At 55.6% G+C, this 26,572-nt stretch carries 23 protein-coding genes; 7 read left to right on the top strand and 16 right to left on the bottom strand.

The annotated features are described in order from the left end of the window. Positions 1 to 32 precede the first annotated feature (32 nt). On the top strand, positions 33 to 1,397 hold the full coding sequence (locus tag VHE34_RS10285) for an MATE family efflux transporter (protein WP_325587435.1): 1,365 nt from the start codon (positions 33 to 35) through the stop codon (positions 1,395 to 1,397). Here VHE34_RS10285 and VHE34_RS10290 read toward each other — a convergent pair. The 5 genes from VHE34_RS10290 to VHE34_RS10310 form a co-directional block, all read right to left on the bottom strand. After that, complete coding sequence (locus VHE34_RS10290; RefSeq protein WP_325587438.1) at positions 1,390 to 2,142, bottom strand: hypothetical protein; 753 nt, start codon at positions 2,140 to 2,142, stop codon at positions 1,390 to 1,392. The two genes, VHE34_RS10285 and VHE34_RS10290, sit on opposite strands and share 8 nt — an antisense overlap. Then, positions 2,139 to 2,498, bottom strand: a complete 360-nt coding sequence (locus VHE34_RS10295) for a dihydroneopterin aldolase (RefSeq protein WP_325587440.1) — start codon at positions 2,496 to 2,498, stop codon at positions 2,139 to 2,141. Before VHE34_RS10295 ends, VHE34_RS10290 begins: the two co-directional genes overlap by 4 nt. A gap of 6 nt (positions 2,499 to 2,504) precedes the next feature. Beyond that, positions 2,505 to 3,452: a thioredoxin-disulfide reductase gene (trxB, locus tag VHE34_RS10300; RefSeq protein WP_325587442.1), complete on the bottom strand. Its 948-nt coding sequence runs from the start codon at positions 3,450 to 3,452 to the stop codon at positions 2,505 to 2,507. Positions 3,453 to 3,618: 166 nt separating this feature from the next. Then, entirely contained in the window at positions 3,619 to 4,476 is an 858-nt protein-coding gene (locus tag VHE34_RS10305; RefSeq protein ID WP_188927610.1) for a sigma-70 family RNA polymerase sigma factor, read from the bottom strand. 345 nt (positions 4,477 to 4,821) lie between these two features. After that, positions 4,822 to 6,018 carry an AIR synthase related protein gene (locus VHE34_RS10310; protein ID WP_325587446.1) on the bottom strand — a complete coding sequence of 399 codons (1,197 nt, stop codon included), beginning with the start codon at positions 6,016 to 6,018 and terminating at the stop codon, positions 4,822 to 4,824. A 42-nt stretch (positions 6,019 to 6,060) separates the two neighbouring features. Here VHE34_RS10310 and VHE34_RS10315 point away from each other — a divergent pair, with 42 nt between their 5' ends. Beyond that, the gene (locus tag VHE34_RS10315) at positions 6,061 to 7,011 is read left to right on the top strand and encodes a bifunctional riboflavin kinase/FAD synthetase (RefSeq protein ID WP_325587572.1); all 951 of its coding nucleotides are present in this window, start codon (positions 6,061 to 6,063) and stop codon (positions 7,009 to 7,011) included. Here VHE34_RS10315 and holA read toward each other — a convergent pair. Beyond that, positions 7,001 to 7,999: a DNA polymerase III subunit delta gene (gene holA, locus VHE34_RS10320; protein ID WP_325587449.1), complete on the bottom strand. Its 999-nt coding sequence runs from the start codon at positions 7,997 to 7,999 to the stop codon at positions 7,001 to 7,003. The two genes, VHE34_RS10315 and holA, sit on opposite strands and share 11 nt — an antisense overlap. 162 nt (positions 8,000 to 8,161) lie before the next feature. On the opposite strand from holA, the gene VHE34_RS10325 reads away from it, so the two are divergent. Then, positions 8,162 to 9,142: a hypothetical protein gene (locus VHE34_RS10325; RefSeq protein WP_325587451.1), complete on the top strand. Its 981-nt coding sequence runs from the start codon at positions 8,162 to 8,164 to the stop codon at positions 9,140 to 9,142. 53 nt (positions 9,143 to 9,195) lie between these two features. On the opposite strand, the gene VHE34_RS10330 is transcribed toward VHE34_RS10325, so the two are convergent. Next, positions 9,196 to 13,002: a hypothetical protein gene (locus tag VHE34_RS10330; RefSeq protein ID WP_325587453.1), complete on the bottom strand. Its 3,807-nt coding sequence runs from the start codon at positions 13,000 to 13,002 to the stop codon at positions 9,196 to 9,198. 118 nt (positions 13,003 to 13,120) lie between these two features. Between VHE34_RS10330 and VHE34_RS10335 the strand changes: the two genes are divergently transcribed. Next, positions 13,121 to 13,978: a hypothetical protein gene (locus tag VHE34_RS10335; RefSeq protein ID WP_325587455.1), complete on the top strand. Its 858-nt coding sequence runs from the start codon at positions 13,121 to 13,123 to the stop codon at positions 13,976 to 13,978. A gap of 39 nt (positions 13,979 to 14,017) precedes the next feature. On the opposite strand, the gene VHE34_RS10340 is transcribed toward VHE34_RS10335, so the two are convergent. From VHE34_RS10340 to VHE34_RS10365, 6 genes are all read right to left on the bottom strand, one after another. Continuing rightward, the gene (locus tag VHE34_RS10340) at positions 14,018 to 15,670 is read right to left on the bottom strand and encodes an ABC-F family ATP-binding cassette domain-containing protein (protein WP_325587457.1); all 1,653 of its coding nucleotides are present in this window, start codon (positions 15,668 to 15,670) and stop codon (positions 14,018 to 14,020) included. A 100-nt stretch (positions 15,671 to 15,770) separates the two neighbouring features. Further along, entirely contained in the window at positions 15,771 to 16,535 is a 765-nt protein-coding gene (locus VHE34_RS10345; protein ID WP_325587459.1) for a succinate dehydrogenase/fumarate reductase iron-sulfur subunit, read from the bottom strand. Between the two features lie 11 nt (positions 16,536 to 16,546). Beyond that, the gene (locus VHE34_RS10350) at positions 16,547 to 16,936 is read right to left on the bottom strand and encodes a gamma-glutamylcyclotransferase family protein (RefSeq protein WP_325587461.1); all 390 of its coding nucleotides are present in this window, start codon (positions 16,934 to 16,936) and stop codon (positions 16,547 to 16,549) included. Further along, entirely contained in the window at positions 16,933 to 17,370 is a 438-nt protein-coding gene (locus tag VHE34_RS10355; protein ID WP_325587463.1) for a hypothetical protein, read from the bottom strand. Before VHE34_RS10355 ends, VHE34_RS10350 begins: the two co-directional genes overlap by 4 nt. 10 nt (positions 17,371 to 17,380) lie before the next feature. Further along, a complete protein-coding gene (locus tag VHE34_RS10360) occupies positions 17,381 to 19,354 on the bottom strand; it encodes a fumarate reductase/succinate dehydrogenase flavoprotein subunit (RefSeq protein ID WP_325587465.1) in 1,974 nt (657 codons plus the stop codon). Positions 19,355 to 19,406: 52 nt separating this feature from the next. Then, complete coding sequence (locus VHE34_RS10365) at positions 19,407 to 20,090, bottom strand: succinate dehydrogenase cytochrome b subunit (protein WP_325587467.1); 684 nt, start codon at positions 20,088 to 20,090, stop codon at positions 19,407 to 19,409. 156 nt (positions 20,091 to 20,246) lie between these two features. Here VHE34_RS10365 and accD point away from each other — a divergent pair, with 156 nt between their 5' ends. The 3 genes from accD to VHE34_RS10380 all read left to right on the top strand — a co-directional run bounded on the left by accD (position 20,247) and on the right by VHE34_RS10380 (position 22,799). After that, complete coding sequence (gene accD / locus VHE34_RS10370) at positions 20,247 to 21,158, top strand: acetyl-CoA carboxylase, carboxyltransferase subunit beta (RefSeq protein WP_325587469.1); 912 nt, start codon at positions 20,247 to 20,249, stop codon at positions 21,156 to 21,158. 20 nt (positions 21,159 to 21,178) lie between these two features. Then, positions 21,179 to 21,625, top strand: coding sequence for an SsrA-binding protein SmpB (gene smpB, locus VHE34_RS10375; RefSeq protein ID WP_325587471.1), 447 nt, complete (start codon positions 21,179 to 21,181; stop codon positions 21,623 to 21,625). Between the two features lie 73 nt (positions 21,626 to 21,698). Then, positions 21,699 to 22,799, top strand: a complete 1,101-nt coding sequence (locus VHE34_RS10380) for a hypothetical protein (RefSeq protein ID WP_325587473.1) — start codon at positions 21,699 to 21,701, stop codon at positions 22,797 to 22,799. A 1-nt stretch (position 22,800) separates the two neighbouring features. Here VHE34_RS10380 and VHE34_RS10385 read toward each other — a convergent pair whose 3' ends face one another. The 3 genes from VHE34_RS10385 to VHE34_RS10395 are packed head-to-tail and all read right to left on the bottom strand — an operon-like array spanning position 22,801 to position 26,569. Beyond that, positions 22,801 to 25,323 carry a DNA gyrase/topoisomerase IV subunit A gene (locus tag VHE34_RS10385; protein ID WP_325587475.1) on the bottom strand — a complete coding sequence of 841 codons (2,523 nt, stop codon included), beginning with the start codon at positions 25,321 to 25,323 and terminating at the stop codon, positions 22,801 to 22,803. 2 nt (positions 25,324 to 25,325) lie between these two features. Then, the gene (locus VHE34_RS10390) at positions 25,326 to 25,691 is read right to left on the bottom strand and encodes a DUF4260 domain-containing protein (protein ID WP_325587477.1); all 366 of its coding nucleotides are present in this window, start codon (positions 25,689 to 25,691) and stop codon (positions 25,326 to 25,328) included. Positions 25,692 to 25,714: 23 nt separating this feature from the next. Next, on the bottom strand, positions 25,715 to 26,569 hold the full coding sequence (locus VHE34_RS10395; RefSeq protein ID WP_325587479.1) for a DUF1835 domain-containing protein: 855 nt from the start codon (positions 26,567 to 26,569) through the stop codon (positions 25,715 to 25,717). Between the last annotated feature and the right edge of the window lie 3 nt (positions 26,570 to 26,572).

Below are 26,572 nucleotides of genomic sequence, written 5' to 3' on the forward strand. Positions count from 1 at the left end.
ACCCGTAAATTGCCGTCCTTTTTTTGTAGAGAATGGACCTTGCGAACAACACCAAAGCGTATAAAGTCGGCATCAGCAACCGGGATATCCTGAAAATGGCGCTCCCGATCAGCCTCGCCATTCTCGTTCCCCAGATCAATTTTGTCACCAACAACATTTTTTTAGGTCATCTCGACGAGGTCGGCAATGCCCTTTCAACTGCCGGCATCACGGGGGTCTATTATCTTTTATTCGCCGTCGTCGGCCAGGGGCTTAACAACGGGCTTCAGGCCCTTATTGCGAGGCGCGCGGGCGAAGGTCGCGTGGAAGAGATCGGCAAACTGTTTTCCCAGGGTATGTTCATCGCCCTCGCACTGGCCTTTATGGGTATTGCGGCGACCTGGCTCTTCGCCCCCGCGGTCCTCTCCTGGTCGCTGCATTCGGCCCCGCTCCGTGAGCAGGCCATCTCCTTCCTGCGCATCCGCATCTGGGGCCTCCCCTGTCTGTACGTCTACCAGATGCGCAACGCTTTGCTGGTGGGCACGAACCAAAGCAAGTTCCTGGTTTACGGAACGCTCGCAGAGACCATCGTCAACATCACTCTCGATTATGGGCTCATCTTCGGTAATCTCGGGCTGCCTGCCCTGGGGTTCAACGGCGCCGCCTGGTCCTCCATAATCGCGGAGGCCTCGGGCATGCTGGTCGTTTTTGCGGTTATCCACGCAAAGGGAATCAGTAAAGAATTGCAGCTGTACAAACACTGGATCATCGACAAGCCAAACGCCCGTCTTATCCTGATCCAATCCTCGCCGCTGGTCTTCCAGTACATCGTCAGCATCGTGGCCTGGGTCTTCTTCTATATCCTGGTGGAGCACCATGGCCGCCAGGCGCTGGCGATCAGCAATGCTATGCGGAATATTTTCGGTCTCTTTGGCGTCTTCACGTGGGCCTTCGCCTCGACGACCAATGCAATGGTGAGCAATATCATCGGCCAGGGAATGGAAAACAGGGTTGTCGAGCTGATCAATAACATCTGCAAACTAAGCCTGATCATCACCTTTGGTATCTTCGCGCTGGTGAATCTGTTCCCTCGCGTTCTGCTTTCCATCTATGGCCAGGACGCCGCCTTTATATCCGCTGGCATCCCGGTCCTCCGCGTTGTCTCCTTCGCGATCATCCTCATGTCCTTCTCCGTCGTCTGGCTCAGTGCGGTCACCGGCACGGGCAATACCCGGATCAACCTCCTCATCGAGGCGGTCACCATCTTCATCTACTGTTTTTATGTGTATTTCACCCTGGAGAAATGGCAGATGTCCATCGTTGTCGGCTGGATCTCGGAATGGGTGTACTGGCTGTCGATCTTCATCCAGGCCTTCTTCTACATCCGCAGCGGCCGCTGGAAAGGCAAGATCATCTGAGCTCCTTCAGCAACTTCGCCCCCTGCATCCTCACCGTCCTGTCGTCGTACATTTCATCGGGCAACTTTTCCATCTGCGTCAGCAACGCGACCGCCCGGTCGTTCTGTCCCTCCCGGTGATACGCCCTGGCCAGCTCGAAATAATTGAGCATAAAATCCGGTCGCAGGGCCTTGCTCTTCTCCAGGTTGTCGATGCACTCCGAAAGCGAAGACTCCGGCATGGAGCCAAAGAACCAACGCGCCAGCGTCCGCTCGAGAAAATTGAGGTTGCTTACCTCGTAGTGCCAACGCCCCAGGATATGATAGGCTTTGAAGTTGCGGGGATCGTTACGGATGGCCTGCTCGGCATATCTCCGGATCTCAGTGGCCGAAACCACCCGTTCCCTGCCGTTCTGATCCAGCGCCAGCCGCGCCAGCGAGAATGCCATCACGACATTGGCGTCGCTATTGGTCGAATCGACCCGGTAAGCGCGCTGAGCGTAGGTATAAGCACTGTGAAAGTAGGCGATCATCTTATCGCGGTCTTTCAACCGGTGCCCCACCCGGCACAGCAGATCGCTGCAATGGATCAGCGCCACGATATTGCGGGGTTGGAGCGCAGCGGCATTCTCATACAAGGGCAACGCCTCTTCTTCCCGGAACGCGGCTTCCAGCTGCGCTCCGCGGTTTAGCAAAAGGTTGACGTCCTGCGCCATCGACCGAAAAGAAAGGGAAAGGAACAAAACAAAAGCGATCCAGCGAGTCATACATCGAATTTTTTACGCAATGTCATGCCCGCCTTCCCCTGGAAATTGCCGATCGGCGCCTGCATTTTGTATATTGAAAGAACGACCTCGGTGATAAAGGGATATTGTTCGCGGATACGGTAAATCATCTCCTCAGCGATCTTCTCCAGCAAGGGCGACGGCTGATGCATCCGTTCCTTAATGATATCGAACAGGATGACATAATTGATGATCGAATCCAGCCCCGTAAAGGGCCGCCCGCTCTCATCATAAGAGACATCCAGGTTGACCTCGAAGGTATTACCCGTGGCCAGCTCTTCCTTGAAGACGCCATGGCGGCCGGAAAAGATCAGATTATGCAGTTGTACCGTGACCATGAAGTCTTAATGTATTCCCTTTGCCGAAAGATAACGCTCGGCGTCCAGCGCCGCCATGCACCCGCTACCCGCAGCCGTCACTGCCTGCCGGTAGATCTTATCCTGTACGTCCCCCGCGGCAAAGACCCCTTCCACATTGGTCTTGCTCGTTCCGGGAATCGTCTTGATGTATCCCGCTTCGTCCATGTCCAGGAAATCCGCAAAGATGGCCGAATTCGGCTGATGACCGATCGCGACGAAAAAACCGCTGATTGGAATTTCCTTCTTCTCGCCACTCTTGTTGTTCCGGACGCGCAATGCTTCGACCTTGCTCTCGCCAAGGATCTCGTCGGTCTCGGAGTTCCAGTACATCTTGATGTTGGGCTGCTGCTGCACCCGCTCCTGCATGACCTTGGAGGCGCGCATCTTATCGCTACGCACGAGCATGTGCACATTCGTCGCCAGCTTGGACAGGTAAAGCGCCTCCTCGGCCGCCGTATCGCCGGCCCCGATGATCGCCACCTCCTTGCCCCGGAAGAAGAACCCGTCACAAACGGCGCAGGCGCTGACACCATAGCCGTTCAGCCGCTGCTCGGATTCCAATCCCAGCCATTTGGCGGAGGCGCCGGTGGCAATGATCACCGCATCGGCTTCGATCAGCTTCTCATCGTCGATCCACACCCTATGAGGATGGCCCGAAAAATCCACTTTGGTCGCCAGCCCATACCGGATGTCGGCGCCCATCCGCTTGGCCTGCTTCTCGAAATGCACCATCATTTCCGGTCCCTGCACTCCGTCGGGATAGCCGGGATAATTCTCTACTTCCGTGGTGATCGTCAGCTGTCCACCCGGCTGGATGCCCTGGTACAACACGGGCCGGAGATTCGCACGCGCAGCATAAACCGCGGCGGTATAGCCCGCCGGCCCTGAACCGATGATCAGACAATGTACTTTTTCACTGGGGGTTTGCTCCATTCTGGGTTTATTTTTAAGCGGTCAAAAATAAGGCGAAAATGGCTATCCCGGTGTCATTTACCGGACATAAAAAAGACCGGGGTCTGATGACCCCGGTTCGTGTATTCATCTTTTGAGTGATATTTGGCGCTAATGTCTGCCCTTCGGACAAATCACCTCCGGCGATTTAGCCAAGGTACGCTTTCAGCGCATTGCTGTAGCGGGCCTTCTGAAGGCGTTTGATCGCCCTTTCCTTGATCTGGCGGATTCGCTCCTTGGTCAGGTCGTACTTCTGGCCGATCTGCTCGATGGTTACCCCATTTTCGCCGTCCAGGCCGAAATACGCGTTTACGATCTCTGCTTCGCGGGGGCTCAGCGATTTGAGTACACGCCGAATTTCCGCACGCAAAGAGTCCTTCATGACGTCATCGTCCGTTTCGTCACCACCTTCCAATAAATCACCCATGGCAACGTCCTCTGCCTCGTGAACCGGGGCATCCAGACTGCTGTGACGGGTATTGCTTTGGAAAATGTTGTTGATCTCCGTCTCACTCATCTCCAGCAACTCGGCCAGCTCTTCCGTACTCGGCTCCCGCTCATGTTCCTGCTCGAAAGCCATGTAGGCCTTATTAGCCTTGTTGTATGTGCCAATTTTGTTTTGAGGCAGGCGGACTAATCTGCCCTGCTCTGCCAACGCCTGTAAAATGGACTGGCGGATCCACCATACCGCGTATGAAATGAACTTGAAACCTTTGGTTTCATCAAAGCGTTGAGCCGCTTTTATTAAGCCGAGGTTGCCCTCGTTGATCAGATCACTCAGCGATAACCCCTGGTGCTGGTACTGCTTGGCTACGGAAACGACAAAGCGAAGATTGGCCTGGACCAGCTTGTCCAACGCCTTCTGATCGCCCATCTTGATCCGCTGCGCGAGGACCGTCTCCTCTTCGGGAGTGATCATCGGGATCTTGGAGATCTCCTGCAAATACTTCTCAACCGCTTGGGAATCACGGTTCGTAATCTGTGTAGCAATCTTAAGTTGCCTCATATCGAAAAATAAAAAAAGATGACAGAATCATTTATCTCGGGATCTCGCCCAAGATAAGCCGCGACAGGCGACTTCTTCAATTGCGGGTACTACTAACAAACAAAAAACGAGCCGGGAGAGTTCACGGAGGGGCAAAAAAGATATAAAAATAAATTAATGTCAATCCGTCCAGAACCGTTTGCGAAAGTAACCATCAAAAACGGAAATTCATAGCCCTGTGGATTAAAATGACAGCTTTTTAATCAATTTTTTGCGAAATGTGGAGAAAGCATCGCTCAATTTGTCGCCTTGCAATTCTCGGATACCCTTTGCAGATATCGAGCCGGAAAGATTTTTAGGATTATCTTAACCCTCGTATACAATTTCTTCACCCCCCGCCTTCAGCACCAGGCTCTTCTTTTCAGCAGCCTCGACGCGCCCAACCACTTTCCCGGTGATCCCAAGCTCCTTGCCTACCCGCAAAAGCGCATCCGCGGACCCTTCGTCCGTGAAAATCTCCAGCCGATGGCCCATGTTGAACACCTGGTACATCTCCCGGTTGTCCGACCCCGAAGCCCTCGCGATCAGCCGGAAGATGGTCGGGGGCTCGAAAAGGTTGTCTTTCACGATCCGGAAGGCTCCCGGCAGGTATTTCAGGCACTTCGTCTGCCCCCCGCCGCTGCAGTGGATCAGCCCATGAATGGCTCCGAACCGTTCGGTCAGCAGCCGTTTCAGCAACGGGGCATAGGTCCGGGTCGGACTCAACAGCAGGTGCCCGATATCGGTCGACACCCCCTCCGCGCCGGCCTCTACTGCAGGAATATCCACCCCGTCGGTCATCTGATGCCCCCCGATATAGACGACGTGCTCGTCCAGGCTGGTATCGTAGGATTCATGAAAACGAGCCCCATAGGTCTTTCCCAGGACGTCATGACGTGCACTCGTCAGCCCGTTGCTGCCGATCCCGCTGTTATAGGCCGATTCGTAGGCCGCCCGGCCAAAACTGGCAAACCCGACGATCACATCCCCCGGCCGGATGCCGTCATTGGTGATCAACCGGTCCTTCGGCCAGCGGGCCGTCATCGTCCCATTGACGGCGATGGTCCGCACCACATCTCCGACATCCGCCGTTTCTCCGCCCAGGTATTGGATACCAACCCCGTAGCCCTTTAACTCGTCGAAGAACTCCTGCGACCCGTTGATGATCGCCGATAGCACCTCCCCGGGGATGTTCCGCTTGTTCCGGTCGATCGTTGAGGAGAACAACAGGTTGTCGTAAATACCCACGCAAAGCAGGTCATCCAGGTTCATCGCAATGGCGTCCCTGGCAATGCCCTTCCAAACGTCCAGGTCCCCGGTCTCCTTCCAGTACAGGTAGGCTAAAATGCTCTTGGTCCCCGCGCCATCGGCATGCATCAGGTTGACCCAACCGGCATCACCCCCCAGGTAGTCGGGATAGATCTTGCAAAAAGCATTCGGGTAGAGGCCCTTATCCAGCCGCTCCACGGCCTGGTGAACTTCTTCCTTCTGGGCGGAGACCCCGCGCTGGGCATACAGTGACATAGGCGGCAAAGGTAACGGATAAATCGTGTAGATTTGCAACGCATGGATATCTATCGTCACCTCGATCAATTACCTCAGTTTCAGCGTTCAGTAGTCACAATCGGCACTTTCGACGGGGTTCATACCGGGCATGCCCGGATTCTTGCCCAGCTGCGGGAAGAGGCCATGCGGATCGACGGGGAGACCGTCATCATTACGTTTTACCCCCACCCCCGCAAAGTCGTCAAAGGCGGCGCCGAAGAGATCCGGCTCATCAATACCCTCGAAGAAAAGATCCAGCTCCTGTCCTGGCAGCACATCGATCACCTCGTCATCGTCCCCTTTACCGAAGCCTTCTCCCAAATGACGGCCGAACAGTACATCACCGACTTCCTGCTCGCGCGCTTCCATCCTCATACCGTGATCATCGGCTATGACCACCGCTTTGGCAAAGGCCGCCAGGGGGATTACCACCTGCTGGAACAGTTCAGCGGCAGCGAAGGGTTCGTCCTGCAGGAGATTCCGGTCCACCTGCTAGACGAGGTGTCCGTCAGCTCCACCCGTATCCGCGAAGCCGTCCGGCGCGCCGACATCGACACCGCCAACCAGCTCCTCGGCTATCCCTTTTTCTTCTCGGGCCGGGTAGTAAAAGGCAACCAGCTGGGGCGCACCCTCGGTTATCCCACCGCCAACCTTGAAATGGAAAATCCGGAAAAGCTGACTCCCGCCAATGGCATTTATGCCGTCGAGGCCCAGCTGCTTCCCACCGCCGGTCTGTTCTCCTCCCCACGGCTGCAGGGGATGATGAGCATCGGCACACGACCCACCATCGATGGCGCCAACCGGACCATCGAGGTCAACCTCTTTGATTTCGATGAGGACATTTATGGCCGGGAATTACGGGTCTTCGTCCGGAAATGGCTCCGGCCCGAACTAAAATTCAACGGTCTCGAAGAGCTCAAGACCGCCATCGCCAAAGACAAGATCGACACGCTTGCGGCGCTCAACCCATGATCTTTACCACCAGCTCCTTCAACAGCGAAGCATCCCCGGCGCCGACGCTGCCCACGCCCACACTCTTGAGGTTGTAGGTGTGCAGCAACAGCAACCCCTGCTCGATGCCCGCATAATCATAATTGCGCAACGCCGCCAGGTAGTCCTTGGCAAAATAGGGATTGACGCCGATGGCCGCTGCAACCCCCTTCTCGTCGCGCGCCGGCTGGCCAAAGATCATATAGACCTTGGAAAAGAAATTATAGATCGACGGAAGGATCAACTGGATCGGTCCCGCCTTGGGGTTGCCTTCAAAATATTGGATGATCCGGATGGCCTTGGCCCGGTCCTTCTTTGCAAACGCGTCCTGCAATTCAAAGACATTGTATTCCTTGCTCACCCCCACATACCGCTCGATATCGTCCTCGTTGATCTCCTTGCGCCCCGCCAGGTTCACCAGCAGCTTCTCCACCTCGTTATTGATCCGGCTCAGGTCATTGCCGATATGGTCGACCAATAACAACAACGCCTTCTGCGTGATGCTGAATCCCTTCTGGCGGATCAGCTCAGCCGTCCACTCGGGAAGCTGGTTGTCATACAACTTTTTGGTAGTATACAGTTCGGCCTTTTCCTTCAGCAGCCTGGCCAGCTTGCTGCGCCCGTCCACCTTCTTCTCTTTATACGCTACGACAAATACCGTCGAGACCAGCGGCTTGTCGATATAAGCTTCCAGCTTCTCGATGTCCCGCATCTGCTGCGCTTCTTTCAGGAGCACCACCTGCCGCTCGGCAAACATCGGGTAACGGCGACAGGCATTGATCACCGCCGTCCAGTCGGCATCCTTACCATAGAACACGGTCAGATTGAACCCCGCCTCGGCCTCCGAAAGGATCTTGTGCTCGGCATAGTTCACCAGCACGTCGATGTGATATTCTTCTTCTCCCTCCAACCAATAAACGGGTTTGAACTTCCCTTTTTTCCAGTCGCCCAGGATCTTCTCTACTGACATTCATCATGTTTTTTGCAAAGCAATATTACATAAATCTTTATAAATCAGGTATAAAAGCCAATAAAAAGGTTTTTGGCACGGTTTTAGAATTGACCCATGTGTTGCCGCAAAAACGGACAACTGGATTTGGAAAACCATTTTATTATAGAAAAACAATAAGCTATGAGTACGACAACCAACTATCCCTCAGCTACACCGCAAAATCAACCTCCGAAAAAGGATTACAAGAACCTGGTGATCGGCCTGCTTGCCGCCGGTTTCCTCGGAACCTGGGGTTATCTGCTCTGGAACAACAACAAACAGGAGCAGGTTCAAACCCAGCAGCAAGCTCAGATCTCCAAAGTAACCGATGAAAAAGGCCAGCTCCAGAAGAACTTCGACGATGCTCTCGTCAGACTGGATAGCCTCACCGGCACCAACAATAAGCTCTCCGCCACCGTTAACGAACGCGACGGCCAGGTAGCCAACCTCAAGAAACAGATCCGCGGCCTGCTTTCCAAGCAGCACCTCACGGAAGCTGAAAAGAAAAAGGCCGAAGACCTGATCAAGGAACTGAACGACAAGGTCAGCAACCTCGAACAGCAGGTGGCCCAGCTCACCCAGGACAACCAGCAGCTGACGGCTGACAAAACCCAGCTGACGGCTGACAAGGAAAAGCTCACCAACGATCTGAGCAGCACGACCACCGCCAAGCAAGACCTCGAAAAGAAAGTGGACATCGCTTCTACGCTCAATGCTTCGAACATCTCTATCACACCGATGCACGAAAAGAGCAATGGTCAGGACAAGGAAACTACCACGGCTAAGCGCGTAAACAAGCTGGTTATCGGCTTCGACGTCGCCAACCGTATCGCTCAGACCGGCCAGACTGATGTATATGTATGCATCACCGGCCCCGACGGCAAGCCCATCTCCGTTCCTGCACTGGGTAGCGGTACCTTCACTACCCGCGATGAAGGCGACAAGGTATACACCGCAAAGGTTCCCGTCGACTTCGAATCCGGCAAGACAAAGGCCGTTCAATTCGCCTGGAAACAAAACAGCCAGTTCTCGAAGGGTAACTACAAGATCGAGATCTACCACAATGGTTTCAAGATCGGCGAAGGCACCCGCGAACTGAAGAAAGGCGGTCTGTTCAGCTAGGAAAAACCTCTGCATAAAAAAATGCCCTCCATCCGGAGGGTATTTTTTTTGCCCTATAGCAACGCGCGAAGCGCCGCCCGCCCTGTGTGAACGATCCCCGTCGTCCCCGCCTTTCGCCCCTCGTATTGCAGCGATAGCTCAAGATTATTCCCGAGCTTCTTGATCAGATCCATACTCCAGAGATAGTTCTTTCCCGGCTGCAACCCTTCAAGAATCGTATAGGCCACCGCTGAGGTCGTACTCGGCGTCTTCCCGCCGGCCGCGGAATAAACGATCGAGCTCATCGTGAACTTCCCCTGGATGGACGTACTCTGGAGGATATTGTACTTCCAATCGGTGTTCCAGGACTCCGCGGTATAAGTCTGCCCCCCCCACTGTTCGGAATTGACCTTCGAGGTCAGCCGGCAGCTGACGCCGACCCGAAGATTGCTCCGCCGCGTAAAGGTCACCCCCGGCTCCGCCGACCATTGTTTCAGGTTATAATTGGCGCTGTCGAAATTCGTGCTCGAGTTGTTATACCGGTTGGTGCCATTCCGGAAGACCCCGGTCAGCGCGATCGACTTGCTCATGTTCAGCCGGGTCCGCAGCGACCATTCATCGGTCTGCCGGGTCTCGTACCCATACGTCAGCAGGGTTTTGCCACCGTTTCGGGTGTTGCTCAGGTCAAAGCCCCAGCGCGGATCGGTGCGGTTGAACGAAAAGGTGTTGACCAGTATCAGCGTCCTCGAGATCAGGGCCGTATCGCTGAACGGGGCCTTGAAGGGGTTGTATTCGATCAGCCCATGGGCCTCTTCCTTCTGGTTCAGCTGCATCGAGGATTGCAACAGCGTCCGGCCGAGGAAATGCAGGAAGCTCCCGCTCTGCGTCGTGACGACCGCCTTGGGGTTTATCGAAACGCTATAGTTGAACGTGTTGTAATTGGCCTTGATATAGTTGTTGGTTGGAGTATAGACCCGGATATACTGGGCCTGGTCGGGGAATTGCGCCAGCACGAACTCGCTCAGCTGCTGGAGACCATCCTTGTTGTAGTCGATCCACGCATATTGCCCGGTTCCTGCCGGCACCTGCAGATAGGTATAGTTCAGCCGTTGCTGTTGACCGCTCCCGATCTCATAAAGGACATTACCCCGCACCAGCCCCTTCCACTCGTTGATCACATACTCCACCCGCCCCAGCAGGGTCTTGTCGCCTCGCTGCGCCAGCGTGCTGCTATCCACGGTGCGCGAAGCCAGCGTGCTGTCCCTGATCCGCATCTCCCGGTAGCTGGCCGTGATATGGAACTGGTGATGGGAGTTCTTCAGGAAGTCGGCGAAAACGCTGTAGGTGTGGCTCTGGTCGCCTACTCCCAGGCTACGGCCCGAAGGATAGGAGTTGGTGCGCGTCACATAGCTCATTCCCCATTTGTTCGGCGCTTTCTCGGGGCTCTTGAGGTAAGCCGTCCAGGTATGAAAGGCATAACTGGTGGCTGTCACCGTATCGGCCCATTTGTCCTTGTTCTCGTTCCGCTCCAGCGAATACCCGCCGCCGATGACATATCCCTTTAAAAAGGGCAGCGTCTTCGAAAGATCGACGGACGGGCGCAGAAAAGTGCCGGAGAACCGGTGGCTGCTGTCGCTGGTGGTAAGGCTCAGCCGGCTGCTGAGGGTCCAGCCCTTCCAGCTCTGTCGCTGGGTGATCATGTTGCGCGTTCCCGTAAACCCATCGCTACGCTCATAGCGGGCGGCATCATATTTTATCGCATTCAGCTTCTTGTCACTCAGCTGGAGCCCCGCGGAATAGATCCGCTCGTCGGCCGGGGTGACATACAAAGAAAGCCCCCAGTCACGCGTGAACTCGGGACTCCTGAGTCGCTCGATCGGCGTGAAATTCCTGTTCACATATTCGAAACCTGCGGTGGAAATCAGACTCAACCCGCGGGCGGCCGATCCAATGGCTTTAACATTCTTAAAGGTGAACTTCATGGCATTGCCGTTATCACTCCCCTTATCAATGGTGGAAAGGGTATTGATATCATAATGGCTATGCGCCAGTTCCGCCGTCATCGTGCTGTGCTTGTCAAGAGCATAGTCCACCCCTACCGTCGCCACCTGCTGGGTCTTGGGCGTAACCAGGAACTGCGCCGCCTCATAAGAACCTTGCATCACGCCGTTCACCGGCGGTACATAGTAGAACACGCTCCCGTTGATGCCGTTCAGATCAGGCACATAGTTGCCATAGCCTGGCCCGACATTCGCAAACGAAAGGCTATAGAGGGTCTGCGTGGCGTCGGTGGAGAAGACATACACCGAGTCGTGCACCAACACCCCGGCTGCGTTCTTGTACGTGGTATCGACCTTCTTGTACAGGATCTTTCCCGCAGCAAACGTATCCACCGTCGCTACGGGATAAAAAGCCCGTTGGATGCTATCCCCCAGTTTGTTCAGGAATTTGTTCTGGTCGGGCGTCAGCGTCTGGTTGATCGGCGAATTCCGGGAATCACTGTTGCTGAACAGGCCCACCTTCAGTTTTAGTTTGTTGTTGATGTTCGCCTCGTCGAACAGGTATAGGTTGACATTGAGATAGTTTCGGTCGGCGTACTCGAATTCCACTTGAATTCTCGCATCCTGTGTGATAAGGCGGTTAGGGGTAAAGGTTACCTCGCCGGTGTTGTAGTTAATGATATAGTCCTGGTCCTCGCCCCGCTGCATGAGTTGTCCGTCGATGAAGACCTTCTCCGTTCCCGCCAGCACGATAAAATACAACTCCCCGTTGGCGCCCTGCAGCTTGTAGGGCCCCTGGTTGCCTTCCTGTCCCTTGAAGATATTCCGGTTGAATTTCCCTTTGGCGATCGCCGCGCTGACCAGGGTCCGGTTGGTCACTCCCGGTCCCAGCTGCTCCGTGCTTTCAAAGGAAGCGCCCTGCAACCGCTTGTAGAAGTTCAGGAAATACAGGTTGTTTTGCCGCAGGTCGATATCTCCCATCGTGAGGGCCCAGTTCTTTTTCTTGAATTGCAGGAGCACCTTGTCGAACTCGTTCAGGTTGGCCGTCGTGCCGTCCGGCTGGATTGGGATATTGTTGTCGGTGATGGCCGCGACAATCTCGATGCTATCGGCCAAAAAGCCGCTTAGCTGGAGGTTGAGGTTGGAGGTGACGACGGCGTCCTGGCTGTTCCCAAAGGTGATGCTCCGGCCAAAGCTGCCGTTGTAGGTGATATTCCCGAAATTGAAGAAATTGTCGGTGCTGCTCCGGCCATCCCTGTCCTTCTCATAGGGACGGAATAGGAAATAGTTCTCGATGCTGTCGAAATTGAGCCGTTTGGCGACGGAGTTCAGCCGGAAGGGGAAAGTCCGGTAGACCACCCATACGCTGTCCGCTCCGGCCGGCGGATGAACCCATACCAGGCTGCCGTTCACCGGGTCCAGCCGGTAGGCGGAGTCGGGGACGTCTTTGACAAAAAAGGCCCCTGGGATAAGGCTGGACGAATCGATCGGGATCCGCCCACCCCGGACGGGGATATATTTCCGGTGGAGATTGGACAGGTCCGCGGGCTTCCGCACGAGTGTCCGTTTGCTGGGGGGCGGCATCGGCGACCCCATATTCACCGGGGGCCTGCCCTGTCCTGCACGGGCAGCCCTCATTTGAGCTTCCAACTTAAGTCTCAGGGAATCAACCGGGTCTGAAGCAGCGCGGTTCATCGAATCGACGTGCCGCAGCATCGCCGCGGCATTGAGTAAAGTATCGGACCTGGCTTTACGGATAGAATCCGCCTTCCGCAGGCTATCGGCCCGAACGGCCGAATCCGCACCCGCCGTCTGACCCCTCGCAGCCAAAACGCCGCCAAACACACACAACAACACCCATATAAGCAGCCTTTTGATCAACAACGAGGTTTTTTGTAAAAATGCAGAAAAAGGGATATTTATTGTATCATCACATTCATATCCTGCAACGCTGGCCCCATGCGCGCTTGTCAAGCCTAAAACCCTTACCACACCACCTATGCAAAAGATGGCCGGCCGACCCCTCGTCTCCCTATCCCTGGCGCTCGCCGCCACCCTCCTACCCGGCTGCGCCTATCAATACTACGCGCAAGCCATCTACGTCAGCCCCTTCAACGGCAACTCCGGTGAATGCCATCCGCTCCCGTTGCTGGCCGACAGCCAGAAGACAGCCTTCTATGCCCAGGCAGCCATCTTCTGGGGCGCCGGAAATGTCAATCGACAGGATGCGCTCGCCGGGGGCGACGCCTCGATCTATTGGGCCCATCAATTCGGCCGGTTTCAATGCTTCTCCGGCCTTGGCCTGTCCCTCGGCAACTACAACGCCCGCGCATGGGATAGCAATACCAACTGGCTCCCCCCGATCAATCAGCCTGCCCACGCCGCCGAGCTGAACGCCTACTGCGGCCGTCACCTCTTCGGTGGAACGGGTTTCAGCGGCGGCATCGACTACGTCATCCCGCTCGGCGGCGGCTGCGAATGGCGCATAGTCGGGGTGGAGACCAATCTCCAGCGCGAATTCGGGGGCTATCGCCGTTTCCGCGCCAAACTACCGGATAGCCTGGCGACCCTGGATATCCGCGACCGCTTCTTCGGCTCCGCAGGCATCAGCACGGAATGGGTGATAAAAGGAAGGAAAGAAATAGTAGGTCTGCGCATCTCACGTGGCTGGATCCTCGGCGCCCCTTACCGCGATCCGAAGGTCTATGACTCGATCCGGCTCGGGCGCCTGCAATATCACTATGCGAATGTAGCAGCAGAGTATACCCGCAGAAGATACACGTTCTATTTCCAGGTGGATGGCGGCACGAAGTTCAATACAGGTCACTTCGGCATCGTCTACCGGTTGACACCGTAAGCATTCCGCGCCCTCCGTTCCCGCCGGCCGCTGAAGGTCCTAAGCCTTCACCAGGTCCTCCCGGGGATACAGCTCCTCGCGCATCTGCTTCACCCGCGCATCCTCCAGGTATTCGTCAAAGGACATCAGCCGGTCGATGATCCCGACCGGCGTCAGCTCGATGACCCGGTTGGCCACCGTCTGCATGAACGTATGGTCATGGGACGTCAGCAGGACGATCCCCTTGAAGTTGCTCATGGATTCGTTGAAGGACTGGATGGACTCCAGGTCGAGATGGTTCGTCGGCTCGTCGAGGATCACTACATTCGGGTCTTGCAACATCATCCGGCTCAACATACACCGTACCTTCTCCCCTCCCGACAACACATGTGTGTTCTTCAGCACCTCATCGCCGCTGAACAGCATCTTCCCGAGAAATCCCCGCAGGAACGGCTCATCGACATCCGTCACGTGTGGCGGAACGAACTGCCGCAGCCAGTCCATCAGGTTGATCTGTTCCCCTTCGAAATATTCGCTGTTATCATTGGGCAGATAGGCCTTGGTCACCGTCGTCCCCCATTCATACTTCCCGCTATCCGCCGCCATCTCTCCATTGATGATCTTGAAGAATGTAGTCAGCGCCAGGTGATCCTTACTGACAAAAGCGATCTTGTCGCCCTTGTTGACACTGAAGTTGACATTGGAGAAAAGATACCGGCCGTTCTCGGCCTTCTTGGCGAGCTTTTCGATATTAAGGATCTGGTTGCCCACTTCCCGCAGCTGTTTGAAGATAATGCCCGGATAACGGCGATTGGACGGTTCGATCTCCTCGATCGTCAGTTTCTCCAACGCCTTTTTCCGCGACGTAGCCTGCTTGGACTTGCTGGCATTGGCGGAGAACCGCGCGATGAACTCCAGCAAAGCAGCGCGTTTGTCTTCATTTTTCTTGTTCCGGTCCGACAATTGCCGCGCCATCAGCTGCGAGGATTCGTACCAGAAGGTATAGTTACCCGTAAAGATCTTTATTTTCGCCCGGTCCACATCCGCGACATGCGTACAGACGGCGTCGAGAAAGTGACGGTCGTGGGAAACGACAATGACGATGTTCTCATAGTCGGCCAGGAAGTTCTCCAGCCAGTTGATCGTCTCGACGTCAAGGTCGTTGGTAGGTTCGTCCAGGATCAGGATGTCCGGGTTGCCGAACAGGGCCTGCGCGAGCAGCACCCGTACTTTCAGGGCGCCGGGCAGCTCCTTCATCAGGCTGCTATGCGCCGACTCCTTCACGCCCAGGTCGCTGAGCAGGGCCGCCGCATCGCTTTCGGCGGTGTAACCGCCCATCTCGCCAAACTCGCCTTCGAGCTCGCCCGCGCGGATCCCGTCCTCTTCGGAAAAATCGGCCTTGGCATAGATCGCGTCACGCTCCTGCATCACGCTCCACATCTTCTGGTGCCCTTTCAGCACGGTATTCAGCACGGTGTCTTCGTCAAAGGCAAAGTGGTTCTGGTTCAGCACGGCCATCCGCTGACCCGGGGCGATCTCCACCGATCCCTTCGAAGGCTCGATGTCGCCGGCCAGGATCTTCAGGAATGTGGACTTCCCGGCCCCGTTGGCGCCGATGACCCCATAGCAATTCCCTTTTGTAAAACTAAGATTGACTTCGTCGAATAGAACCCTTTTCCCAAAGGACAGGGTGACATTGTTCACTCTGATCATGGGCGCAAAGGTACGAAAAAACGAGGCCTTTCCGGGAAAAATAAGGCCTCGTTTTTTCCAATGATGTCCTGGAAAAGGCTCCGCCTTTTCTGGGTTTTAACTATTTATCAGTCGTAAGACCGCTATGCGCATACTCCGCATTCAGCCGCGCAATGTTCTGAATAGAAATCTCTTTCGGACAGACGGCCTCGCAGGCTCCGGTCGCCGTACAGCTCCCAAAACCCTCCTTATCCATCTGCGCGATCATATCGTGCACCCGCGTCTTCCGCTCGGGGCCACCCTGGGGCAGCAAAGCCAGGTGGGACACCTTCGCCGACACAAAAAGCAGGGCCGAGCTGTTCTTACAGGCCGCTACACAGGCGCCGCAGCCGATACAGGCCGCAGCGGCAAAAGCCGTGTCCGCCTTATCCTTTTCGATAGGGATCGCATTGGCATCCACCGCGTTCCCGGTATTTACCGAGATATACCCGCCGGCCTGGATGATCCGGTCGAAGGAGCTCCGGTCGACCACCAGGTCCTTGACGACGGGAAACGCATTGGCCCGCCAGGGCTCCACGACAATGGTGTCTCCGTCCTTAAAAGCCCGCATGTGCAGCTGGCAGGTGGTCGTTCCCTCCCAGGGCCCGTGCGGCCGGCCGTTGATGTACATGGAACACATGCCGCAGATCCCCTCCCGGCAATCGTGGTCGAAAGCAATCGGGTCCTTCCCCTCCACCACCAGACGCTCGTTCAGCACGTCGAACATCTCCAAAAAGGACATCTCCGAAGAAATGCCGCTGACGGAATAGGTCTCAAAGCCGCCTTTGTCTTTCTTGTTCTTCTGCCTCCATACCTTGAGGGTGAGATTCATCGTATAATGTTCCATAACAAAATCGCTTAGTGGATACTTTTATTTTTCAAATAGTTCAAATAGTCTTTATGTCTTATCGGGGTCTTATCAGACACATCGGGATCATACCAGTAGATCCAGGCATTCAGCTCCCCGCCCTTCCTCATCCGCACTTTTCCCTTCCGGCGGACAAACTCCTCTCCTTCGTATTTATCCAGCACCTTGAAAACCGCCCCGGGGTCGTTCACCTGGAACACATCCCCGATCACTTCCCTACCCGACCGGTCCTTCACCGCCCCCGGGTATCGGCCGATATCGTACAGCGTCGCCCCGATCTTCGCCTGACCTACATACTCGAGCTCATTGGCGACCCTGTTCTTCAGCTTCAGATCGAAATTCTTCCGCAAAGTGCCATATACGAATAAAAAGGTTGTCATGCTCTTGCCAAAAGGCCTTTCAGCCGTTCAAAACCATATTTTTCGATCCATTCCCTGCAATCCGCATCGGTACTCATCTTACTCAGATAGTAGTCGAATACATCCCAGACCTGGTCCAGCGGAAGATGCCCCCTCGAATGCAAAACCCCGACGAACTCGAAGAAGTTGAGGAAGTCCGTGAACTTCTCTTCATTTTGCTGCCTGAGCACCGCATCTCCCACCGTCAGCCGTTCGTGCAATACACCGTAATCCAACCAGGACCGCACGTCCTTATAAGTCGAATTTTCAAAGAATTTCTCGAACAGCGATTTCAACCACTCTGCCTGCCGGATCCGCACCTGCTGACGATAGCTGAAGGCCGCTATAAAGAAACCCAATCCCCCCAAACCAGCCAGCAGTTTCGCGCCAAGGTCGACCCAGTCTCTTATGGTCATAGAAAAGGTTTTACTTATAACTCCGCTGCGTGGGATGGGCAACCTCGAAGGTCAGCGCTTCCTTATGAAGTTCCCAGTTGCTTTCGCCTTTGTATTCCCAGGCTGCTACAAAGCTGAAATTCTCATCGTCCCGCTTGGCTTCCCCTTCCTCGGTCTGCATCTCCTCGCGAAAATGACCGCCGCAGCTCTCGCGTCGCTGCAAAGCGTCCAGGCACATCAGCTCACCCAGCTCGATAAAGTCGGCCACGCGGCCCGCCTTATCCAGCTCGGGGTTGAATTCGGCGATATCGCCGGTCACCCGCAGATCCTTCCAGAACTCCGCCTTCAACGCCCGGATCTCTTCGATCGCCTCCTTCAGGCCGGCCTCGTTCCGGGCCATTCCACACTTATCCCACATGATCTTACCCAACCGCTTGTGAAAGCTCTCGGGACTTTGGGTCCCGTTGATATTCTTGAGCCGGCTCAGCCGGTCTGCAACTTCTTTTTCCGCTGCGACGAAAGCCTCGTGCGTGGTGGGGATCGGCTTGGTCCGGATCTCGCCCGCCAGGTAATTTCCGACCGTGTACGGGATGACGAAATATCCATCCGCCAATCCCTGCATCAGCGCCGAGGCGCCCAGCCGGTTGGCGCCGTGATCGCTGAAATTGGCCTCGCCCAGCGCATACAGCCCCGGAACGGAGGTCATCAGCTCATAATCCACCCAAAGGCCGCCCATGGTGTAGTGCACCGCCGGGTAGATGCGCATCGGCGTGCTGTACGGATCTTCCCCGGTGATCTTCGCATACATATCGAAGAGGTTGCCATATTTTTCTTTTACGACCTCTACGCCATGGCGGCGGACATCCTCGGCCGTGGGATTGTCGATCCCGTGCTTTCGGCACTCCGTCTTGCCATACCGCTCGATGGCCGAAGCAAAATCAAGGTACACGGCCTGCCTGGACGTTCCCACTCCGTAGCCCGCATCGCACCGCTCTTTGGCCGCACGCGAGGCCACATCCCGGGGTACCAGGTTGCCAAAGGCCGGGTACCGGCGCTCCAGGTAATAATCCCGTTCCTCATGAGGTATCTCGTTGGCCTTCCGCGGATCGTTCTTTTGTTTCGGCACCCAGATCCGCCCGTCATTACGCAGCGACTCCGACATCAGCGTCAGCTTCGACTGATGATCCCCCGTCACCGGGATACAGGTCGGGTGAATCTGCGTAAAGCAGGGATTGCCGAAATACGCGCCTTTCTTATGCGCCTTCCAGGCCGCCGTGACATTGCTGCCCATGGCGTTGGTCGAGAGATAAAAGACATTGCCATAGCCACCACTGGCCAACAGCACCGCATGACCGAAATGCCGCTCCAGCTCGCCTGTAATAAGATTGCGGGCGATGATCCCCCGGGTCTTGCCGTCAATCACCACGATGTCCAGCATCTCGTGCCGGGTGTACATCTCCACGTTCCCGAGCGCCACCTGGCGCTCCAGGGCCTGGTAGGCGCCGATCAGCAATTGCTGTCCCGTCTGCCCGGCCGCATAGAAGGTCCGCTGAACCTGCACCCCGCCGAACGAGCGGTTGCTCAGCAACCCACCATATTCCCGCGCAAAGGGCACCCCCTGCGCGACGCACTGGTCGATGATATTGGCGCTTACCTCCGCCAGCCGGTATACATTGGCCTCGCGCGAACGGTAGTCGCCCCCTTTGATGGTGTCGTAAAAAAGCCGGAACGTGCTGTCCCCGTCATTCTGATAGTTCTTGGCGGCGTTGATCCCCCCCTGCGCAGCGATGCTATGCGCCCGGCGCGGCGAATCCTGGAAGCAAAACGCCTTGACCTTATAACCCATTTCCCCCAGCGAAGCCGCGGCGGACGCCCCGGCCAGCCCTGTTCCGATGATGATGATCTCGATACTGCGTTTATTGGCCGGGTTCACCAGCTTCACATGACCTTTATAATCTTCCCATTTCTTATCCAAAGAACCTTCGGGGACATTTGATTGGAACATGACGAATCGTATGATTTGATGAGAAAACGAACCAGTTTAAAATTCAGGCGATCTATACCCAGTTAAAATACATGGAGATCGGCATCATGGCAAAGGCCAGCGGCACAATGATCGCAAAGCCGACCCCGACGCCGTTGATCAGCTTCAGATATCGGCTATTGGACACACCCAGCGACCGGAACGCACTTTGGAAGCCATGCATCAGGTGATAGGCCAGGGCCAAACAACCGATCAGGTAGATAACCACCAGCCAGATATTGGTGAAGGTATCCTTCATCAGGCTGAACAGATCGTGAACCTCTACTCCGGGCGGATAGCTCACCTCGGGCATCTCCAGGAATCGGGAAGGGATCCAGAAATTCTTGATATGGATCACCAGGAACAGCAGGACAAAAGTACCCAGCCAGCCCATATACCTCGAATACCATTTGCTCCCTTTGTTGCCCATCGGCACCTGGTAGCCGACGCTCCGCTTCTTCCGGTTCTGCTGCTCCAGGACATACGCCTGTACGATATGCAGGATAAAACCCGCAAAGAGCCCGATCTCCAGGGTCCGCATAACCACGGTCGTGCCGAGGAAATGCGCCGCCAGATTGAACATCTGCCCCCCATCCATCGCCCAGATACAGGCGTTCACACAGACATGCACGATAAGAAAAAGGATCAGGAATATTCCCGTAAGGCCCATAACGAATTTCTTGCCCACGGAAGAAGTAAAGAGTTCAGACCATTTCATACTTAAAGCTTTTAAGCCAACCGCGCAAATTTAGCACAGGAACCGTTCAAAAATACCTTTCATTTACTTTTTTTGTCGCCGGAAAGACAGTAAGACGGGAAATGCCGGTTGTTTAGTATCTTAGCCGCCAATTTCTACGTCGCAAAATAACCACAAATGAAGAACGAAGAAGATTTTGAAGCGAACCTGGCGGGGGACGAAGGACAGAGCGAGGAGACCAAGAGCGGTTGGTTCAGGCGCATCAAAAAGGGTATTCTGACCACCACGGCAGAAAAGAAGGAGACGCCCGAAGGTCTCTGGACAAAATGTCCCAACTGCAATTTCATCTGTACCGTTACGGAATTGCGGGAAAACCTGTTTGTCTGCCCCAAATGCGGCCATCATCACCGCATCGGCAGCACCGAATATTTCGAGATCCTTTTCAACGATAATCAATACGAAGTACTCTTCGAGAATATCCGCGCCAAGGACTTCCTCCATTTTACCGATCTGAAATCCTACCAGCGGCGGCTGGACGAGACCTGGGCAAAGACCGAGATCACCGACTCCATCCGCGTCGCTGCCGGCGATCTGAAGGACCATCATATCGTTGTCGGTTGCATGGACTTCGAATTCATCGGCGGCTCACTCGGCAGTGTCATGGGCGAACGCATCTCCAGGGCGGTGGACTACTGCCTGGCCCATCGGGCGCCCCTGCTGATCATCTGCAAATCCGGCGGCGCCCGCATGATGGAAAGCGCCTTCTCCCTGATGCAGATGGCCAAAGTCACCGGTAAATTGTCACAGCTCACCGATGCAAAGCTGCCTTACATCTCCCTGCTGACCGACCCCTCTTTTGGCGGCATCTCGGCCTCCTTCGGGATGCTCGGCGACCTCAACATCGCCGAACCCGGCGCCCTCATCGGCTTCGCCGGCCCCCGCGTCATCAAGGAGACGATCAAAAAAGAGTTGCCCGAAGGCTTCCAACGCAGCGAATTCCTGCTCGAACACGGTTTCCTCGACTTTATCGTCAACCGGAAAGAGCTGAAAGATCGCCTCGCTACCCTGTTTACCCTGTTCAAGGGATAGCAGCCCGAACATAGAAACGTATGAGCACGGAGATAAAGAACAGATCGGCCTATCATGATTATTTCATCGAGGACAAATACGATGCAGGTATGGTATTGGCCGGAACGGAAGTCAAATCCATCCGCGACGGCAAGGTCAACTTCGTCGACAGCTTTTGCATCTTCTTCCAGGGCGAACTCTGGGTCCGCAACATGCACATTGCCGAATACCGCTTCGGCACCACCAACAACCACATAGCGGTACACGACCGCAAGCTCCTCCTTACCAAAAGAGAGCTCCGCAAGCTCGGGAACAAGATAAAGGAGAAAGGCTACACCATCGTCCCCCTCCGCATCTATTTCAACGAAAAGGGCTACGCAAAGCTGGAGATCGGCCTCGGTAAAGGCAAGAAGCAGTATGACAAACGGGAGACCATCAAGCAGCGCGACACCCAAAAAGAGATAAAACGATATCTCAACCGGCAATAAAACGGTCCTTCAAAACAATAATGGCACGAAAATTTCTGTTTTACCCCCGTAAGGGGTAAAACCCCGCCACCCGATGCAAAAAGTATTACTGATAGGTGCCCTCCTCGCCACGCACAGCGTCCTGTCCGCCCAAACCGTATCCGGATCCTGGTATGGCCATGCCGACGTCGACATGGCGGGCGTCCATAACAACTACCTCACCGAGCTCGTCATAAAGCAAAAAGGCAACCGCGTCGAGGGAATCTTCGGCTACTACTTCCGCGATAAATACCAAAGCTTCTTCATCCACGGACGCTATGACCCCAAGACCCGGGAGATCACGATCAAGGACGTCCCGGTCACCTTCTACGGGTCCACGTCCACGCTCAACAGCGTGGATTGCAACACCCAGTTCGTTGGCCTCCTGATCCACTCCCGCGCCGGCAGCACTGTCAAAGGCGCCCTTTACGCCGATCCAAAATACAAATACACCTGCCCGAGCATAAAAGTCAACTATATCTTGGACAAGTCTGATAATCAGACGGATAGCACCATCGAGGCCGGCGTCGCCAGCGCCCGCATCTGGAAGCCGCAGCCCGACGACGTCGTCGTCAATGCCATTACTGCGAACACGCCGGCGGCTACCACCCCGGTCACGGCGCCCGCTGTATCCGAGCCGGCTCCGGTTGCGCCACCACCCGCCCCCGACAGCGCCAGGGCTGCGACCCAGCCCGTCGCCGCACAAGCCAATGCCGGCCCGGTAGCCACACCGGCCCCACCCCCCGTCGATCCCGTAAAAGAAGAGAAAAAGAAGATAGAAGAGTCCTTTGCCAAACGCAAACCCGTCGTCAACCGCGTCCTCGAGGTCGAATCCGATTCCCTTCGCCTGAGCTTCTATGATAATGGAGAGATCGACGGCGACAGTATCTCCGTCTTCGTCAACAAGCAGATCGCGCTTTCCCACCAGGGACTCGACGCAAGGGCTTTCAACCTCTTCCTCCACCTCGACAGCACCCGCGACATCAACGAGATCAGCATGTTCGCCGAGAACCTCGGCCGCATTCCCCCCAACACCGCTCTGATGGTGCTCACCGACGGCAGGAACCGCTACGAGGTATTTATGAGCAGCAGTCTCACCGAGAACGCCACCATCCAGATCAAGCGCAAGAAGGCGAAGGCTATTGCGCAGCAATAGTCTAGAACAGCTCCTGCTGCGGCGGCGTCTCCTTCGCTTCTTCCTTATGCCCCCATTCAAACTCCACGCTCTTGCTGAAGTCGAATAACTTGCTGCCTACAGCCTTCCATCCCATCACCTCGACAAAACCCGCGATCTTGATCTTCTGGGTCTTGGCCTGCGCCCCCCTGCCCGACTTGATCACCACGACCGGCTCCGGATGCAGCGTCACCAGGTCCAACCGGTTCCCGTCCCCTTCCTTAATGAAGAGGAATTTGCTCCGTAACGTCGTCGTCTCGATCTTGAACCGTTTTACATTGTACTGCAGCTTCTCGTTATCGAGGTAGATCGCCGTAATGATCCTTTCCGGATCGAACTTGCGCATCTCGATGATCTTATCGGCATCGAAACGCTGGGTTAGCTCGGTATCGGTGAGTTCATAATTCCCGTCGCTATAGATCACCAGCAGCCGTTCGTCCCCTTCGAACATCCCGAGATATTCGCCCTTGCCCTCTTCGTTCAACCGTCCAAAGGTCGGATCGAACCAAAGCTTCCTTCCGCTCAGCGTCGACTTACCCGCCTCCTTGAACTTCACGCTCCGGATCGGGTACTTCGTCACCTGGTTGCCCAACGAGCTCCGGTTCTTGATCTCCAGCTCCTCGAAATAAAAGTCGAATTCCTTGTTTCGCGCCGTGGACGATGGACTCAGCACCACTTTCACCACCTCTGCCTCGCCATTCGGGTTGGCCGAGAGGTAATGCACCTTGCTCTTCGGATCGTCCTTGGCAATATCGTATTCCTTGTCACGGGTCACCCCCGTGACGTTGAACCGCTTCGCATAGCTGACCCCGCTCTTGCCGTCGACATAGATCATATTGTAGGTGGTCCGCTCGTCATTCTTCCGGAAGACCGCCACATGAAGGATGTCTTTCCCGATAAAGGTCTTGTCGGCCACCTTCACCACTTTCATCTTGCCCCCCTTGGTAAAGGCGATGATATCGTCGAGATCGGAACAATCCGTTACGAATTCATCCTTCTTCAACCCCGTGCCGATAAAGCCCTCGGCCCGGTTCACATACAGCTTCGCGTTGGCGATGGCCACCTGCTGGGCCTGGATCGCCTCGAAGGGCCGCATCTCCGTCTTCCGCTCGCGGCCCTTGCCGTATTTCTTCAGCAAATTTTCGTAATACGCTACCGCAAAGTCGACGAGGTTGTTGAGATCGTGCTTCACCTGCCTGATCTCGGCCTCCAGGCCCTTGATCTGGGCATTCAGCTCTTCGATATCCAGCCGGTAGATGCGCCTGACCGGCTTTTCGGTCAGCTTCACGATGTCTTCGCGGGTGATATCGCGCTTCAGCTGCTTGCGGAACGGCTCGAAAGCCTTGGCGATCGCCAGCAGCACCTTCTCCCAGGTCTCGTGTCTCTTCTCCAGCTCCTTATAGATCTTTTCCTCGAAGAAGATCTTTTCGAGCGAGGTATAATGCCATTTCTCCTGCAGCTCGCTTAGCTTGATCTCCAGTTCGCGCTTCAGCAGGTCCTTGGTATGATCCACCGACGCACTCAGCAATTCCCGGGCGCCAAGGAACGTGGGTTTCTTATCGATGATGACACAGGCGTTGGGCGAGATGCTCACCTCGCAATCCGTAAAGGCATACAACGCATCGATCGTTATATCCGGCGAAATACCCGGCGCCAGATCGATCTGTATCTCCACTTCGGCGGCGGTGTTGTCCGTCACCTTCTTCACCTTGATCTTGCCCTGTTCGTTGGCCTTGAGGATCGAGTCGATCAGCTGCGTCGTCGTCACGCCATAGGGAACGTCCTTTACGAGCAGCGTCTTTTTATCCAGCTCCTCGATATGCGTCCGGACGCGCACCTTACCTCCCCGCTTCCCATCATTGTAGTTGGAAGTGTCGATCATTCCGCCCGTCAGGAAATCCGGGTAGAGCTCGAATTTTTTGCCTTTCAGGTATTTCATCGCGGCCTCACACAGCTCGCAGAAATTATGCGGAAGGATCTTGGTCGCCAGACCTACGGCGATGCCCTCCGCCCCCTGCGCCAGCAGGAGCGGGAATTTCATCGGCAGCGTGACGGGCTCGTTCTTCCGGCCATCATAGCTTAACTGCCACTCCGTGGTCTTGGCGTTAAAGGCCACTTCCAGCGCAAATTTGCTCAGGCGCGCCTCGATATACCGCGACGCCGCGGCGTCATCCCCCGTCCGGACATCACCCCAGTTGCCCTGGGTGTCGATCAACAGGTCTTTCTGACCCATGTTCACCAGCGCCTCACCGATACTTGCGTCGCCGTGGGGATGGTATTGCATGCTTTGTCCGATGATATTAGCCACCTTGTTGAACCGGCCGTCATCCATCTCCTTCATCGCATGCAGGATCCGACGTTGCACCGGCTTCAGCCCGTCCTCGACGGCCGGCACGGCCCGCTCGAGGATCACGTAGGAGGCGTAATCCAGGAACCAGTTCTTATACTGACCGGTCACCCCCGAGTCATTGTTGTGAAAATCATCCGATATTTTGCTCTTCGCCATAATTATTTGTTGTTTCTGTCCTTTCCGATCTTCCCCAAATGCGTGTCGGAAAACCCGCTGAAATATTTCAACCCGTATCCCATTGCGCGATCCATGCAACTGTGACCCAACAGGATCATCCCGGCCCCCTCGACCATCCGGTCTGCCCAATACCATCCCAAGAGGTAAACGCCGATCGCAACGCCCTTATGATGGACCAGGTTGTAGCCGATCGCCCCGATGCGGTTGCCGCCCAGGTAGGCCAGCATCGACAGGTCGGGCGCCAGTATCCATACCAGCCACCAGTACCAGGCAAAATGCAACTGCGACCAAAGAAGAATGCTCAGCAGCAGCATCGCCGCTTCTTCCGCTTTTATGAGTTTGTTCATGATGTCCATCCGTGCGCCACCCGTCAGCCGGCCGCCTCTTCAACCGTCGGCGGCATCGCCGCTGCCGCGGCCTTCGACCGCACCTCAAAATCCTTCATCCCTTTCAACTCGCCTTGCACATCCAGCTCCCCGGCCGCCGCCAGCTGCTTGATCCGCCACAACAGGTACATATCGCCCGTGGTCTGCTTCGCCTTGCCCAGGAACTGACCGATCAGCTTACTCGCCTTGATCCAGTCCCCGGTAATCAACTTCCGCAGCTCCTCATCATAATAGGTGTAATCCTGCATCGACAGTTTCTTGCCCCCTTCCAGCAACCGCACTCCCCTCCCCTCCTGGCATTGCTTGTTCCATTCGTCAGGATCGATCTCGAACTCGCTCAGCGTGATCGGCCTGGCCAGCCTCCGCGCCTTCAGGAACTCCCGCGGCGGAATGGACGACAGGTGCTCCGGGTAGAAAATCTGCCCCTTCTCATTGATAAAAGGCAGATTGTTCAGGTATAGGATGAAGATCCGTCCCTGGAACTCCTTCAGCTGGCTCATCAGCCAGTAATAGCCGCTCACGTCGTGCTTGTTCTGCGCGGCCCAGATCCAGACGATCTCCTTTGGCTCTTCGATCAGCCGCTGTTTCAGCGCCGCAACCTTGGCCAGGTCGTCCCCCACGCTCCCGTTATCCACCTTGCCGTCGCCGTCTCCGCCGGCCAGCACTTCCCGCCACCATTGCTTTCTTGCCTCCCAGCCTTCCGCGGTATAGATATCCACCAGCGGACCCACGGCAAAATCGTCCTGGATCTCCAGCACCTCGCCGGAAAACGAAGGCTCCAGCTCAAAGGCCTTCTTCAGCACCTCGATGTCATTGAATTGAAAAACGATGTGGATCATAAC

The sequence above is a fragment of the Puia sp. genome (genome assembly GCF_035546395.1).
Taxonomy (GTDB): domain Bacteria; phylum Bacteroidota; class Bacteroidia; order Chitinophagales; family Chitinophagaceae; genus Puia.

Coding starts and splice junctions, on each gene's coding strand:
- VHE34_RS10345 (WP_325587459.1), bottom strand. CDS start 16,535: ATGGAACATTATACGATGAATCTCACCCTCAAGGTATGGAGGCAGAAG.
- VHE34_RS10305 (WP_188927610.1), bottom strand. CDS start 4,476: ATGAGGCAACTTAAGATTGCTACACAGATTACGAACCGTGATTCCCAA.
- VHE34_RS10325 (WP_325587451.1), top strand. CDS start 8,162: ATGAGTACGACAACCAACTATCCCTCAGCTACACCGCAAAATCAACCT.
- VHE34_RS10295 (WP_325587440.1), bottom strand. CDS start 2,498: ATGGTCACGGTACAACTGCATAATCTGATCTTTTCCGGCCGCCATGGC.
- VHE34_RS10390 (WP_325587477.1), bottom strand. CDS start 25,691: ATGAACAAACTCATAAAAGCGGAAGAAGCGGCGATGCTGCTGCTGAGC.
- VHE34_RS10310 (WP_325587446.1), bottom strand. CDS start 6,018: ATGTCACTGTATGCCCAGCGCGGGGTCTCCGCCCAGAAGGAAGAAGTT.
- holA (WP_325587449.1), bottom strand. CDS start 7,999: ATGTCAGTAGAGAAGATCCTGGGCGACTGGAAAAAAGGGAAGTTCAAA.
- accD (WP_325587469.1), top strand. CDS start 20,247: ATGAAGAACGAAGAAGATTTTGAAGCGAACCTGGCGGGGGACGAAGGA.
- VHE34_RS10290 (WP_325587438.1), bottom strand. CDS start 2,142: ATGACTCGCTGGATCGCTTTTGTTTTGTTCCTTTCCCTTTCTTTTCGG.
- VHE34_RS10385 (WP_325587475.1), bottom strand. CDS start 25,323: ATGGCGAAGAGCAAAATATCGGATGATTTTCACAACAATGACTCGGGG.
- VHE34_RS10395 (WP_325587479.1), bottom strand. CDS start 26,569: ATGATCCACATCGTTTTTCAATTCAATGACATCGAGGTGCTGAAGAAG.
- VHE34_RS10355 (WP_325587463.1), bottom strand. CDS start 17,370: ATGACCATAAGAGACTGGGTCGACCTTGGCGCGAAACTGCTGGCTGGT.
- VHE34_RS10350 (WP_325587461.1), bottom strand. CDS start 16,936: ATGACAACCTTTTTATTCGTATATGGCACTTTGCGGAAGAATTTCGAT.
- smpB (WP_325587471.1), top strand. CDS start 21,179: ATGAGCACGGAGATAAAGAACAGATCGGCCTATCATGATTATTTCATC.
- VHE34_RS10340 (WP_325587457.1), bottom strand. CDS start 15,670: ATGATCAGAGTGAACAATGTCACCCTGTCCTTTGGGAAAAGGGTTCTA.
- VHE34_RS10315 (WP_325587572.1), top strand. CDS start 6,061: ATGGATATCTATCGTCACCTCGATCAATTACCTCAGTTTCAGCGTTCA.
- VHE34_RS10380 (WP_325587473.1), top strand. CDS start 21,699: ATGCAAAAAGTATTACTGATAGGTGCCCTCCTCGCCACGCACAGCGTC.
- VHE34_RS10360 (WP_325587465.1), bottom strand. CDS start 19,354: ATGTTCCAATCAAATGTCCCCGAAGGTTCTTTGGATAAGAAATGGGAA.
- VHE34_RS10335 (WP_325587455.1), top strand. CDS start 13,121: ATGCAAAAGATGGCCGGCCGACCCCTCGTCTCCCTATCCCTGGCGCTC.
- VHE34_RS10365 (WP_325587467.1), bottom strand. CDS start 20,090: ATGAAATGGTCTGAACTCTTTACTTCTTCCGTGGGCAAGAAATTCGTT.
- VHE34_RS10285 (WP_325587435.1), top strand. CDS start 33: ATGGACCTTGCGAACAACACCAAAGCGTATAAAGTCGGCATCAGCAAC.
- trxB (WP_325587442.1), bottom strand. CDS start 3,452: ATGGAGCAAACCCCCAGTGAAAAAGTACATTGTCTGATCATCGGTTCA.